General features: G+C 71.0%; 16 protein-coding genes. 7 read left to right on the top strand and 9 right to left on the bottom strand.

Translation table 11 applies throughout. From position 1 onward, the window contains the following. Nucleotides 1-5: 5 nt before the first annotated feature. The gene (locus ACZ6TB_RS33835; protein ID WP_465561464.1) at nucleotides 6-1,631 is read left to right on the top strand and encodes a CocE/NonD family hydrolase; all 1,626 of its coding nucleotides are present in this window, start codon (nucleotides 6-8) and stop codon (nucleotides 1,629-1,631) included. Here ACZ6TB_RS33835 and ACZ6TB_RS33830 read toward each other — a convergent pair. Beyond that, nucleotides 1,628-1,990, bottom strand: coding sequence for a nuclear transport factor 2 family protein (locus tag ACZ6TB_RS33830; protein WP_465561462.1), 363 nt, complete (start codon nucleotides 1,988-1,990; stop codon nucleotides 1,628-1,630). The two genes, ACZ6TB_RS33835 and ACZ6TB_RS33830, sit on opposite strands and share 4 nt — an antisense overlap. Further along, nucleotides 1,987-3,162 carry a serine hydrolase domain-containing protein gene (locus tag ACZ6TB_RS33825; RefSeq protein WP_465561460.1) on the bottom strand — a complete coding sequence of 392 codons (1,176 nt, stop codon included), beginning with the start codon at nucleotides 3,160-3,162 and terminating at the stop codon, nucleotides 1,987-1,989. Before ACZ6TB_RS33825 ends, ACZ6TB_RS33830 begins: the two co-directional genes overlap by 4 nt. 40 nt (nucleotides 3,163-3,202) lie before the next feature. Here ACZ6TB_RS33825 and ACZ6TB_RS33820 point away from each other — a divergent pair, with 40 nt between their 5' ends. Then, complete coding sequence (locus ACZ6TB_RS33820; protein WP_465561458.1) at nucleotides 3,203-3,673, top strand: hypothetical protein; 471 nt, start codon at nucleotides 3,203-3,205, stop codon at nucleotides 3,671-3,673. Between the two features lie 39 nt (nucleotides 3,674-3,712). Next, on the top strand, nucleotides 3,713-4,069 hold the full coding sequence (locus tag ACZ6TB_RS33815) for a VOC family protein (protein WP_465561456.1): 357 nt from the start codon (nucleotides 3,713-3,715) through the stop codon (nucleotides 4,067-4,069). Between the two features lie 72 nt (nucleotides 4,070-4,141). Here the strand turns inward: ACZ6TB_RS33815 and ACZ6TB_RS33810 are convergent, their stop codons facing one another. Beyond that, nucleotides 4,142-4,477, bottom strand: coding sequence for a YnfA family protein (locus ACZ6TB_RS33810; protein WP_465561454.1), 336 nt, complete (start codon nucleotides 4,475-4,477; stop codon nucleotides 4,142-4,144). A 26-nt stretch (nucleotides 4,478-4,503) separates the two neighbouring features. Then, a complete protein-coding gene (locus tag ACZ6TB_RS33805) occupies nucleotides 4,504-4,860 on the bottom strand; it encodes an STAS domain-containing protein (RefSeq protein ID WP_465561452.1) in 357 nt (118 codons plus the stop codon). A gap of 320 nt (nucleotides 4,861-5,180) precedes the next feature. On the opposite strand from ACZ6TB_RS33805, the gene ACZ6TB_RS33800 reads away from it, so the two are divergent. Then, nucleotides 5,181-6,185 (top strand): AraC family transcriptional regulator, encoded by a 1,005-nt coding sequence (locus ACZ6TB_RS33800; protein ID WP_465561451.1) that lies wholly within the window; start codon nucleotides 5,181-5,183, stop codon nucleotides 6,183-6,185. Nucleotides 6,186-6,190: 5 nt separating this feature from the next. Here ACZ6TB_RS33800 and ACZ6TB_RS33795 read toward each other — a convergent pair whose 3' ends face one another. Further along, a complete protein-coding gene (locus ACZ6TB_RS33795) occupies nucleotides 6,191-6,556 on the bottom strand; it encodes a hypothetical protein (RefSeq protein ID WP_465561449.1) in 366 nt (121 codons plus the stop codon). Between the two features lie 254 nt (nucleotides 6,557-6,810). Here ACZ6TB_RS33795 and ACZ6TB_RS33790 point away from each other — a divergent pair, with 254 nt between their 5' ends. After that, a complete protein-coding gene (locus ACZ6TB_RS33790) occupies nucleotides 6,811-7,098 on the top strand; it encodes a hypothetical protein (RefSeq protein WP_465561447.1) in 288 nt (95 codons plus the stop codon). A 12-nt stretch (nucleotides 7,099-7,110) separates the two neighbouring features. On the opposite strand, the gene ACZ6TB_RS33785 is transcribed toward ACZ6TB_RS33790, so the two are convergent. After that, a complete protein-coding gene (locus ACZ6TB_RS33785) occupies nucleotides 7,111-8,004 on the bottom strand; it encodes a Gfo/Idh/MocA family protein (protein ID WP_465561444.1) in 894 nt (297 codons plus the stop codon). 45 nt (nucleotides 8,005-8,049) lie between these two features. Here ACZ6TB_RS33785 and ACZ6TB_RS33780 point away from each other — a divergent pair, with 45 nt between their 5' ends. Continuing rightward, nucleotides 8,050-8,415 (top strand): hypothetical protein, encoded by a 366-nt coding sequence (locus ACZ6TB_RS33780; RefSeq protein WP_465561441.1) that lies wholly within the window; start codon nucleotides 8,050-8,052, stop codon nucleotides 8,413-8,415. After that, a complete protein-coding gene (locus ACZ6TB_RS33775) occupies nucleotides 8,408-8,845 on the top strand; it encodes a hypothetical protein (RefSeq protein WP_465561438.1) in 438 nt (145 codons plus the stop codon). The genes ACZ6TB_RS33780 and ACZ6TB_RS33775 overlap by 8 nt, the downstream gene beginning before the upstream one ends. Here ACZ6TB_RS33775 and ACZ6TB_RS33770 read toward each other — a convergent pair. From ACZ6TB_RS33770 to fabG, 3 genes are read right to left on the bottom strand one after another with little or no spacing between them, the layout of a single operon-like run. Next, nucleotides 8,842-10,305: a glutathionylspermidine synthase family protein gene (locus ACZ6TB_RS33770; protein ID WP_465561435.1), complete on the bottom strand. Its 1,464-nt coding sequence runs from the start codon at nucleotides 10,303-10,305 to the stop codon at nucleotides 8,842-8,844. The two genes, ACZ6TB_RS33775 and ACZ6TB_RS33770, sit on opposite strands and share 4 nt — an antisense overlap. 2 nt (nucleotides 10,306-10,307) lie before the next feature. Then, nucleotides 10,308-10,712, bottom strand: a complete 405-nt coding sequence (locus ACZ6TB_RS33765) for a hypothetical protein (protein ID WP_465561432.1) — start codon at nucleotides 10,710-10,712, stop codon at nucleotides 10,308-10,310. Nucleotides 10,713-10,763: 51 nt separating this feature from the next. Continuing rightward, on the bottom strand, nucleotides 10,764-11,528 hold the full coding sequence (gene fabG, locus ACZ6TB_RS33760) for a 3-oxoacyl-ACP reductase FabG (RefSeq protein ID WP_465561513.1): 765 nt from the start codon (nucleotides 11,526-11,528) through the stop codon (nucleotides 10,764-10,766). Between the last annotated feature and the right edge of the window lie 42 nt (nucleotides 11,529-11,570).

The raw sequence follows: 11,570 nt of genomic DNA, 5'->3' as shown, positions 1-11,570 counted from the left end.
GCTTTGTGGACAGCGCTCTGGCGCGGCGGGCGGCCGATGCCGCGATCAACCGGGTGCTGCGCCTTCCGGCGCCGCGCAACGACTACCGGATCTCTCCGGTGCGCACGCCGATGCGCGACGGGGTGGTTCTGCTCGGCGATCATTACGAGCCCCTCGGCCGTACGCCGCGGGGCACCATCCTGGTTCGCGGCCCCTACGGCCGGGGCCTGCCGACCTCGGTGCTGAACGGCCGGGTGTACGCGGCCCGCGGCTACCACGTCGTGATCCAGAGCGTCCGCGGCACGTTCGGCTCGGGCGGCACGTTCCGCCCGATGGCCCAGGAGACGACCGACGGCCCCGACACCGTCGCCTGGCTGCGCGACCAGCCCTGGTTCGACGGCCGCCTGGCCACGCTGGGCGGCTCCTACCTCGGCTGGACACAGTGGAGCGCCCTGCGCGAGCCCCCGCCCGAGCTGCGCGCGGCCGTGGTCTACGTCGGGCCGCACGACTTCCGCGACGCCGTCTACGGGACCGGCGCGTTCACGCTCGGCGACTTCCTGGGCTGGAGCGACCAGATCGCCCATCAGGAGGACGGCGGCTACCTGCGCCGGGTCGCCTCGATGGCCGCCGCCGGTCGCCGCGTGCGTCCGGCGCTGGAGGGCCTGCCGCTGGACCGGGCCGCCGATCCGGTGCTGCGCGGCCGCGCGCCCTGGTACCGGGAGTGGCTCGCGCACCCGTCCGGGGACGATCCCTGGTGGGAGCCCTACCGCGCCGGCCGGGCGCTGGACGAGGTCACCGCGCCGGTGCTGCTGGTCGGCGGCTGGCAGGACCTTTTCCTAGATCAAACCCTTCGCCAGTACGAGCGATTGCACGCCCGCGGTGTCGAGGTGGGCCTGACCGTGGGCCCCTGGACGCACCTGGAGATCGGCACGCAGGGCCTGGCCATGGTCGCCCGGGAGACGCTGGCCTGGCTCGACCAGCACCTGGCCGACGGCCCCGCGGCGCGCAAGTACCCGGTCCGCGCCCACCGCACGGGCGAGTCCCGCTGGCACGAGCTGCCGTCCTGGCCCCCGGCGACCGTGCCCGCCGTGTTCCGCCCGCACGCCGACCGCACCCTGACGATGGACGCCGTGCCGCCCGCGGGTGGACCGGAAACCGTCCACTTCCGCTACGACCCGGCCGACCCGACCCCGACGCTGGGCGGCCGCACGCTGACCGGCTCGATGGGCGTCAAGGACAACCGCCCGCTCGAGAGCCGCCCCGACGTGGTCACCTTCACCACCGACCCGCTGCCCACGGCCGTGGACGTCGCCGGCCGCCCCGCGCTCGACCTCACGATCGCCGTCGACCCGCCGCCGGCCGACGTCTTCGTCCGCCTCTGCGACGTCGACGAGCGCGGCCGCTCGCACAACTTCACCGACGCCATGCGCCGCCTCGACCCCGGCGCTCCCGCCGGCGAGCCGCAGCGCCTGACGCTCGAGCTGGACCCGTGCTTCCACCGCCTCCGGGCCGGCCACCGCCTGCGCCTGCAGATCTCCGGCGGCGCCTTCCCGCGCTGGGCCCGCCCGGGCGACGGCCCGGTGCTGCGCCCGTCCGACCACACGATCGACTGCGCCGGGACCCGCCTGCATCTCCCGGTCGCCGCCGATTAGCCGTTCTTCGGGTGCTGCATCCACCATTCGGTGAACTGCCGGGCCTGCCCGAGATTGTCCAGCCGAAGCACCCACATATTGCTGAATGTCTTTTTCGGATAGGAGGTGGTGGCCTCGATGATCGCGAGGTCCTCGGTGATGATCAGGGGGTGCCACTCGAACGAGGTGGTGCCGGCCTCGTCGCGCCGCCTGAGCCACTTCTTCACGATCGTTTCCCGGCCCAGCCAGGGTTTCGCGTAGGGCTCGGTGAAATACGCGGCGTCCTCGGCGAAAAGGTTGCCGATGTCGTGCGGGTCATTCGACTCCCACGCCTTGCGGTAGTTGCCGACCCAGGCCGTCACCACGTCGAGCGTCGTCATCGCGCGCCTCCCTCCGCGTACGCCAGCTTGTTGAACTCCTGAAGCGCCCCGTTCCACAACAGGTCGCCGGTCTGGCCGAGCACGATCGCGACCAGCTCCGCCGAGGGGTCGTTGAACCACGACGTGCCGTACCCGCCCGACCAGCCGTACCGCCCCGGCCCGGAGACCTCGTCGGTCTCGACCGTCACCGCCATGCCGTATCCCCAGCCGCTTCCGCCGAGCAGCATGCCGCCGCCCTCGATCTGGGCCGGCGTGAGGTGGTTGCGGGTCATCGCCGCCACCGACTGCTCGGAGATCAGGCGGGTGCCGCCGTGCACCCCGCCGTCGAGCAGCATGCGGCCGAACGTCAGGAAGTCGTCGGCCGTGGACACCAGGCCGCCCGACCCGGACGGGAACGCCGGCGGCTCGCTCCACACCTCGGGCCCGGTCTCGATCTCGGTCAGCTTGCCGGTGGCGAAGTCGGTGCGGTAACAACGCGGCAGCTCGGCCGCGCGCCCGGCGGGAAGCCAGAAGCCGGTGTCGCGCATGCCGAGCGGCTCGAAGACGCGCTCGCCCAGCAGCTCGGGCAGCGACCGCCCGTCGGCCCGGGCCAGCAGCACGCCGAGAACGCTGGTGCCGGTGTTGTACATCCAGTACTCGCCGGGCTGATGGATCAACGGCAGCGACCCGAACCGGCGGATCCACTCGTCGGGATCGTGCGGCGTGCGCGGGTCGGGGTCGCCGAGGACGAGGCCGAGGTCACGCCAGGCCTGGACGATCGGGACGGGCGGGTCGATGCCGTCGCCGGTGACGATCATGCCGAAGCCGAGCGTCAGGGTGAGCAGGTCCTTCACGGTGATCGTGCGGGTGGCCTCGACCGTGTCGCCGAGCGGCCCGTCGGGGCGGCTCAGGACGCGCTGACCGGCCAGCTCGGGCAGCAGCTTGGTGACCGGCTCCTCGAGGTCGAGCCGGTCGTCCTCGGCGAGCATGAGGGTCGCGACGGCCATCACCGGCTTGGTCATCGAGGCGATGCGGAACGGCGTCTCGCGCCGCATCGGGACGTCGCCGCCGAACTCGGTGACACCGACGGTGTGGACGGTGACGTCGTCGCCGCGGGCGGTCAGCGCGACCACGCCGGGGAACTCGCCGCGGTCGACCCGGGCGGTGATCGCATCACGCAAGGGAGAGCTCATGCGCACAGCCTGCCAGGATCGGCGTCGCTAGGGTCACCCCATGGATCACAACTGGCGGCATCTCCCGCCCCCGGCCCGGCCGATCGCGGCCGCGGCCACGGCCGCCGTCGACGCGGCCCAGCGCCGCGACGACGACGCGCTGGCGGCGGCGGTGGGCGTTCTCGCGGGGCTCGACCCGGCACAGACCGGCCTCATCCTCGGCACGGTCGTGCGTCTGCTGCTGGAGGACGGCCACCCCGGCGGGCTCGACGGCGAGGCCGTGCGCGACGTCCTGGAGCACTGCGTGCGCGCCGCCGCCGAGTGGCAGGACGACGTCGACCCGCACACGGTGTTGCTGCTGCTGGCCGGGGCGCTGGGCGTCACCGAGGAGGACGGCGCCGCCCCGCCCTCGCCCGACGTGCTCGCCCGGCATGCTGCCCTGCTGATCGCCGACCTGCTCGGCCCTCGCCCGGCGCCGCCGTTCCTGACCGCGGCCATGACCGAGATCGAACACACGCAGCTCAACGACTGATCGGTCGTTGAACAGCGGACACGACGTGAGAGGAGAGCCATGACCATCGTGCGCACCGACCCGGGCCTTCAGCTGCGGCCGATGGTGCACGTCCGCGACATGGCCGCCTCGATCGCGTTCTACGAGCAGCTCGGGGCCGCGATAGTCCACGGCGACGCCCGCGAGAAATGGGTGCTGCTCCAGCTCGGCACGGTGCAGATCGTGCTGCTGGCCGACGGCGAGACGGGGGTCGACCTGCACTTCGGCGCCGTTCTGCCGCTCGAGCTGCTGGAGCGGCGGCTGCACCGGGCCGGCTTCCCGGTGGCCGAGGTCACCAGTGACCAGGATTTCGGGGACCAGCTTCTCGTCGGTACGCCCGACGGCTTCGCCATCAAGATCAGTCAACGCGAACCGTAACCGGGTCGCTCTCGGCGGGCTCTGCGCCCGCCGATGATTTTCGGTCGGCCGCTCTCCCCGCCGGCCCGGAAATCAGGCTCCGCGCGGGCCGTACATGATGACCGCGACCCCCGCGAGGCACAAAAGCGCCCCGATCAGGTCGTATCGGTCCGGCCGGAATCGGTCGGCGACCATCGCCCAGACGAGTGAACCCGCGACGAAGACCCCGCCGTACGCGGCCAGGATCCGCCCGAAGTGCGCGTCGGGCTGGAGGGTCGCGACGAAGCCGTACACCCCGAGCGAGACCACGCCGGCGCCGGCGAAGAGCAGACCGCGGTGCTCGCGGACGCCCTGCCAGACCAGCCAGGCGCCGCCGATCTCGGCGATCGCGGCCAGCACGAAGAGCACGATCGAACGCAGCACGGTCACGTGCCGCATTCAACCAAAGCCGGCGACTAGGACGGCCGGAGACCCACCGACGTGCGCGGGGAGGGCGGCTCGGCGCAGCCCAGCAGGCCGACCAGCCCCGAGACCCAGAGCTGGCGATAGACCGTCGGGCTGGGGTGGTTGACCACCAGCTTCACGCCGCTCGCGGCGGCCGTGTGGAAGCAAGCGACCAGGATCCCTATCCCGATGCTGTCAATCAACATCACGCGTTGGAGGTCGAGGCAGACCTTGCTCGGCGTGCTGCTGGTCAGGACGTCGTTGACGGCGTCCCGCATCACGTGAGCGTTGTCCAGGTCGATCTCGCCACTGGGTGCGATCTCGACAGTGCCGTCGGCCAACTGACGGGTGGTGATCGGCAGATACACGGCTGCCCTCTTCCTGGCGTCGAGCGGGCCGACGCCGGCCTACCGCGCGTAGGAGGACTGCTCGCCGGCACACCCGAAGGGGGCCTTCGCAAGGCTCGATCAAGGGCCTTGCACGAGGGGTCGGACGCCTGCCCGGGCGCCGCACTCCAACCGCGTTCCTACAACAATCCGCTGGTCTGCAAGTTACGCCACGTAGGCGCGGAACGCCAGAGTAGTTCATATGGCCTGAATGTGCTGGAACGGTCAGCGCGTGGCGGGAACGTTGACGTTCCACGTATCGGGGCCGAATACTCACGGTATGCGATGGAGTCCGCTGCGGTATGGGTGACGTATACCCGAGCTCCGGTACGACGTACTCCGAAGCGCCCGACATAGTCCACTTCAACAGCGTAGATATCGATCAGGCCCGCTCGTTGCTAAATCGTTTCTACTACCCTGTTGCAGTCGGCACCCCGGCGGGCGCGGACGGGTTCGGCCTGGGCATGGAAGTGATCCAACTCGGACCGTTGACGGTCGGGGAGCTCAGTTTCGCGGGCCCGGTGAGCCTCGTCGCCGCCGAGCTCGACGCCTACCACGTGAGCATCCCGACACGCGGCCGCATGCAGGCCAGGCACGCCGGGCACGAGGTCGTCGCCGGCCCCTCCACGGGCGTGGTCTTCGGCCCCGGCTACCCGGTCTACACCGTGCACGACGCCAACTCGACCGAGCTGGCCGTGAAGATCGACCGGGACGCGCTGGAGCAGGAGCTGGCCGGGCTGCTGGGTCGCCCGTTCGAGGGACCCATCGAGCTGCCGCCGGTCGTCGACCTCTCGACCGGCCCCGGGCACAGCTGGAGCCGCCTGGTTCAGCTGCTGCACGACGAGCTCGAGCACAAGCTGAGCCTGATCTACCAGCCGCTGATCGCCGAGCAGTTGCGCAGCAGCGTGCTGAGCGGCCTGCTGCTGAGCGTGCCGCACAAATATCTGGCCGAGCTGACCGGGCCGGCCATCCCCGGGCCGCCGCGCGCCGTCCGGCGGGCGGTGGACGCCATCCACGACGAGCCCGAGCGCCCGTTCACGGTGGCCGACCTGGCCGCGATCGCGGGCATGAGCGTGCGGTCGCTCCAGGAGGGCTTCCGGCGGCACCTCGGGTCGGCCCCGATGGCGTACCTCCAGCAGGAGCGGTTGCTGCGGGCGCACCAGACACTGCGGCGGAGCGATCCGACCCGGGAGACGGTGGCGGCCGTCGCGCACCGCTGGGGCTTCGCCCACCTGGGCCGCTTCGCGTCGGCTTATCGGGCGCGCTTCGGCGAGCCCCCGTCCGACACCCTGCGGCGAGACTTCTGAGCGCGCTACTCGCCGGGGTCGCTGCGGCGGGGCTGGGGCACGCCGTTGGGACGCTGGAGGCCGGCCGACACCCCGAACAGGTGACCCCGCGACGGCACCCACTCGCGCCACGGGCCCAGGTGGCGGGGAACGGCCGCGAGCTCGCCGTCGCCGGCGCCGCGCTGCTCGCGCAGGTATGACACCACGCGCGCCGCCGCCTCGCCGCCGTCCTCGGCTATGGCCAGCAGCAAGCTGCGCGCCTCCTCGACCCCCAGATCGCACCCGTCCAGGCCGGGCAGATCGGTCGCCGGCCTGCGCAGCAGGGCGGCCAGACCGGCCAGCGCCTGCATCACGTCACACGCATCCCGCTCGGCGTCGGACAGGCTCGTCACGCGTCTCCCCCTCACCAACACGACCGGACGATCACCATCGCCCGGGTGTCTTGCCCACCCGGGGATCGGACCGACCTTTCACGTGCCGAAACGAAAAGGTAATCGTCCGGCTACTAAGCGTCCATCCGTAACGCGCAGGCCCTGTCCAGTTAGCGCTCAGTTTGACCGGCGACGGCATGATCGTCCGTTTCCGCCCCATGGTCACGATGGGCACGGCGGGGTAAGACGGGTATGAGGCCAACCCTGGAGGGATCATGACTGACGAGATTCGCCCGCTCGAGGAGACCGAGGAGGTGGCGGACGCGATCGAGGACGACGTGGCCGTGGACGCCTTCATCACCGGGGGCGGCGCCGACCGCGACAACCCCGAGTTCCTGCAACCCGGCGAGGCGCCGCACCTGCGTACGGGAGCAGATCAGCAATGGGATCCCGAGGACGTGGCCGTCGCCGAGGGCCGTGACCCGACGCCGGAGAACATCGAACGGGCCCGCCGGGAGATCGAGCGGGACGGCGCCGCGACAATCGAACGCATCGTCCCCTGAAGACGCGATCGCTCAGACAGACACCGTACGGCCGCTGGTGATCGCCTCCTGGCACCCCACCAGGATGGCGGTCACCGCGGCGCCGAACCGCACGTCGAGCTCGGGTTTCGGCCCGCCGGAAGCGGCGCCGATCAGCTCGTCTAGGCCGAGCGAGAGCGCCTGAACCGGGTCCCACTCGGTCGCCGGCGGGCGGCGCACGCCCGCCTCGCCGGAGATCAGCGCCTCCTCGCGGGCGGCCGCGGGCGGCGCGTCGACGGCGAGGGTCAGCGAGCTCACCGCCCCGCTCGCGTGCCGCAGGATGACCTTGGTGATGTCGCGCGGGCCGGCCAGCGCCGTGACCTCGGTGACCGGACCCATGATCGGCAGGAGCAGGGCCACCGCGTGCGGGCCGACGTCCCAGAGGCCGCCGCTCTCCTTGCGCCACGGCGACTCGCCGAACGGGTCGCCCGGCTGGAAGATCGAGCCGAGGTGGTCGACCGAGGCCTCGACCCAGCCGCCGGTCGCGACGGCGTCGGCCACGAACCGCACGGTCTCCGGCATGAGCCGGCGGGTGAAGAAGACGAGCGAGGCCAGGTCACGCTCGGCCACGGCCGCGACGATCTCGTCGGCCTCGGCGGTGGTGAACGCCACCGGCTTGTCGAGCAGCAGGTGCTTCCCGGCCCGGGCGGCGCGCAGGGCGATCGGCGCCTGCACGTCCGGCGGGAGGGCGATGGCGACCGCGTCGACGTCTTCGATCAACTTCTCGATCTCGCCGTACGCGCGAGCGCCGTGCTGCTCGGCCAGCAGGCGCGCCTTGCCCGGGTTGCGGCCCCAGACCCCGACCAGGTCGACATCCTTGTGCTCGGCCAGCGCGCGGGCGTGTGCCATGTGTGCCCAGGGTCCGGTGCCGAAGAGTCCGAAGCGCATGGTCCGCAAGCTACCAGGCCGCAGACGATCAGTACGCTGTGCCGGGTGAACGGTCCCCTGTCGGTCGCGACGATCGTCGTCGCCCTCGTGCTGGCGGCGTGGTTCCTGCTCCGCGCCGCGCTCAACCGCGCGCCGAGCCGCGCCGATCTCATCGCCACCGCCGCGCTCGGCGTGCTGGTCGCGGTCCTCGTCGTGGTCGCCGTCGTCGGCCTGTTCGACGGCTCGCGCCCCGCCGAGACGGCCACCTTCGCGGGCTACCTGATCACCACGATCGCGTTCGCCCCCGTCGCCCTCTACCTGGCCCGGATGGAGCCGACCCGCTGGGGCAACCTGATCCTCGGCGTCGCCTGCCTGGTGCTGCCGGTCCTCGTGCTGCGCCTGCAGCAGATTGCGTCGGTGACCGTTGCCTGACTCGCCCGCCCGCACGCGTCCCGCCGACGCCGCGCTCAACACCGGCCTCGGCCGCGTGCTGCTGTTCGTCTACGGCGTCTTCGCCCTCTCGGCGAGCGCCCGCGCCCTGGTGCAGATCATCACCAAGTTCTCCGAGGCGCCGCTGGCCTACCTGCTGTCGGCCTTCGCCGGCCTGGTCTACATCGCCGCCACCATCGGCCTGGCCATCGGCGGCGAGCGCGGCCGCCGCATCGCCCTGGTCAGCTGCAGCGTCGAGCTCCTGGGCGTCCTGATCGTCGGCACCCTGAGCGTCGCCGACTCGGTGGCCTTCCCGGACGACACGGTGTGGTCGAAATACGGCAGCGGCTACGGCTACGTGCCCCTGGTGCTGCCCTTCATCGGCCTGTGGTGGATCTGGCGCCACCGCCCGAAGGCGGTCGGGGAGGCTTAGGCGTTCGACTCGACGGCGTGCGGGACGAAGTAGCAACGGTCCTTCGTGACCAGGCCGTCGACGCCGAGGCCCTCGCGAATGCCCATGCCGGCCGGCTCGCCGTCGATCAGCCAGGAGCCGATCACCGGGTGGACCGTGCCCTCGAGGCCGTCGAACGACGGCAGCTCGGACAGCTGCTGCACCACGAACAGCCCGTCCGCCCCGTACTCGGACGGGTTGTCGGTGATCGTCTCGCCGTCGCGCACCAGCGTGACCGAACCGCCCTCCCGGCCCCACACCGGCTTCTTCGCGTAGGACTTCAGCGTGGCCGCGCCGGACGAGCCGGCGAAGTAGGACGGCAGCAGGTAGCGCGAACGCTCGGGGTCGTCGCCGAACAGCTTCCACAGGACCGGCAAAATCGCCTTATTTCCCAGTAAGGCGGCTTTGTACGGCGGCTCGATCCAGACCGTACCGTGCTTCGTCGGGTCGGCCATGTTGCGGAAGAAGCCCTTGCCGCCCTCCTCGTGCCAGAACCATTCCCACGGGTAGAGCATGAAGATGATGTCGATCGGCTGGGCCTTGCTCTCCTCGCCCGGCGCCGGCACGAACAGCACCCGGTCGCCGGCCACGTCCCAGCCGATCTGGCTCATCGCGATCAGCTCGACCGGGTACCCGGCCTCCTCGGCGGTGGACATGAGGTACGCGACGTTCATCCGGTCCTCGCCCGAGGCCTCGCTCGTCTCGTACGCAAAGAAGATCTTCGGTTTGGACGGGAGCCAGGTGCGGGCCTCGCGCAACTTGTCGATGTTGCGCCGCCACGCGCCGGGGTTGGCCGGCTCGCCGTCGGCCGCCTCCCAGCCCACCAGCCGGTCGTGGATCGAGTTCCACTGACGCCACGGGTGCTGGGTCACGCCGGTCTGGTCGACCCAGTGCCACTGGATGACCGCGCTCTCCACCAGCGAGGTCGGCGTCTGCGCGTTGAACTCGAGCAGCTTCGGCGTGGTGCCGGCGCCGTTGTACCAGAGGTCGAAGCGGCCGTAGACGCTCGGCGAGTAGTCCGGCGTCTCCATCGGGAGCCGCATGTCGGGGTCTTTGTCGTAGTGCGTCCAGGTCTCGGCGTCACCGTCGAACCAGGTCCGGATGATCTGCTCGTGCGCGTACTCGGGGATGCCGATCTTGGCGAGGAAGCAGGTCGACGGGTTGCAGATGGACGCGAAGTAACCGTCCTTGCGGCCCTGGACGGTGCGCCGCGGGCACTGCTTGACCATCCAGTCGCCGGCCTCGAGGCACATCGCGTGCAGGGTCGCGGTGGCCGCCTCGAGCTCCTCGATCTCGGCCGCCGTGAAGTCGTAGTACGGACCCTCCTGCCAGTACGAGATCATCGTCCCGTCGGGCAGCTCGGTGTCGTTGTAGGTCAGTCCGAGGCTGAAGTTGGTGAGCTTCCACCCGTCGCGGACCGGACCGTAGGGAACGCGGCGCACGGTCAGCTGCCGCCCGACTTGTGGCTGCCGGACGACTTGCTGCCGCTGCCGCCCTTGCCCACCACGCTGGTCTTGACCGTGCCGTTGCCGATCTTTCCGGTCGAGGGCAGGCCGAACGAGGAACGAGAGGCCTTGTCGTTGTACGCGAACTTGGTGCCCCCGGACGGCAGGCGCGAGCCGATCGGGTAGCCCGCCCGGTAACCCGACGAGTGCCAGATGTAATAGGGCACGATGCCGCCGCCGTAGAAGTGGTTGTCGTCGCAGTAGTCCTCGTCGACGATCACACCGTTCGCGTCGGCGCAGTAGAAGCCCTCGTCGTGGTACTGCTTGCCGCTGTCGCAGGCCGCGGCGCCACCGGCGGCCAGCATCAGGAAGGTGCCGGTGAGCGAGACGCTACGGGAGCTCATGCGTCTGTTCATCATCTCTTTGTAGCGCCTCTCGACAAGCCGGACCCCAACCTAGTCCCGAGGACCGCCGGCCACATAGATGACCTGCCCCGAGACGAAGCCGGCGCCCTCGCTGACGAGGAAGGATACGGTGTTCGCGACGTCTTCGGGACGTCCGGCGCGGCCGACCGGAATCTGGCTCACCGCGGCCTTCTCGAAATCGGCGAATTCCATCCCGACCCGGGCGGCCGTGGCCGCCGTCATGTCGGTGACGATGAAGCCCGGCGCCACCGCGTTGGCCGTGATGCCGAAGCGGCCGAGCTCGATCGCGAGCGTCTTGGTGAAGCCCTGCATGCCGGCCTTGGCCGCCGAGTAGTTGGCCTGGCCGCGGTTGCCCAGCGCCGAGGTGCTGGAGAGGCTGACGATCCGGCCCCAGCCCGCGTCGACCATGTGCTTCTGCACCGCGCGGCTGAACAGGAACGCGCCGCGCAGGTGGACCGCCATCACGGTCTCCCAGTCGTCCTCGGTCATCTTGAACAGCAGGTTGTCGCGCAGCACGCCGGCGTTGTTGACCAGCACCGTGGGCGCGCCGAGCTCGGCGACGACCCGCTCGGTGGCGGCGGCGACCTGGACCGGGTCGGACACGTCGGCGCCGACGGCGAGCGCGGTGCCGCCGGCGTCGTGGATCGCGGTCACCGTGTTGGCGCAGGCGCCCTCGTCGAGGTCGACCACGGCGACGGCCATCCCGTCCGCGGCGAGCTTGCGGGCGGTGGCCTCGCCGATGCCCCGGGCGGACCCGGTGACGATGGCGACGCGGGTGGGAGCGGACTGCGACATGGCGGCCTCCAGTGATCTCTGCACCGACGGCCGACTCTAACC

The sequence above is a fragment of the Actinoplanes sp. NPDC051537 genome (genome assembly GCF_055586105.1).
This window is presented reverse-complemented; position numbering and strand designations above follow the sequence as displayed.

Bases quoted from the DNA above. Each gene is read 5' to 3' on its own strand.
- ACZ6TB_RS33830 (WP_465561462.1), bottom strand. From the start codon at position 1,990: ATGACGACGCTCGACGTGGTGACGGCCTGGGTCGGCAACTACCGCAAG.
- ACZ6TB_RS33825 (WP_465561460.1), bottom strand. From the start codon at position 3,162: ATGAGCTCTCCCTTGCGTGATGCGATCACCGCCCGGGTCGACCGCGGC.
- ACZ6TB_RS33820 (WP_465561458.1), top strand. From the start codon at position 3,203: ATGGATCACAACTGGCGGCATCTCCCGCCCCCGGCCCGGCCGATCGCG.
- ACZ6TB_RS33815 (WP_465561456.1), top strand. From the start codon at position 3,713: ATGACCATCGTGCGCACCGACCCGGGCCTTCAGCTGCGGCCGATGGTG.
- ACZ6TB_RS33800 (WP_465561451.1), top strand. From the start codon at position 5,181: ATGGGTGACGTATACCCGAGCTCCGGTACGACGTACTCCGAAGCGCCC.
- ACZ6TB_RS33790 (WP_465561447.1), top strand. From the start codon at position 6,811: ATGACTGACGAGATTCGCCCGCTCGAGGAGACCGAGGAGGTGGCGGAC.
- ACZ6TB_RS33785 (WP_465561444.1), bottom strand. From the start codon at position 8,004: ATGCGCTTCGGACTCTTCGGCACCGGACCCTGGGCACACATGGCACAC.
- ACZ6TB_RS33765 (WP_465561432.1), bottom strand. From the start codon at position 10,712: ATGAGCTCCCGTAGCGTCTCGCTCACCGGCACCTTCCTGATGCTGGCC.
- fabG (WP_465561513.1), bottom strand. From the start codon at position 11,528: ATGTCGCAGTCCGCTCCCACCCGCGTCGCCATCGTCACCGGGTCCGCC.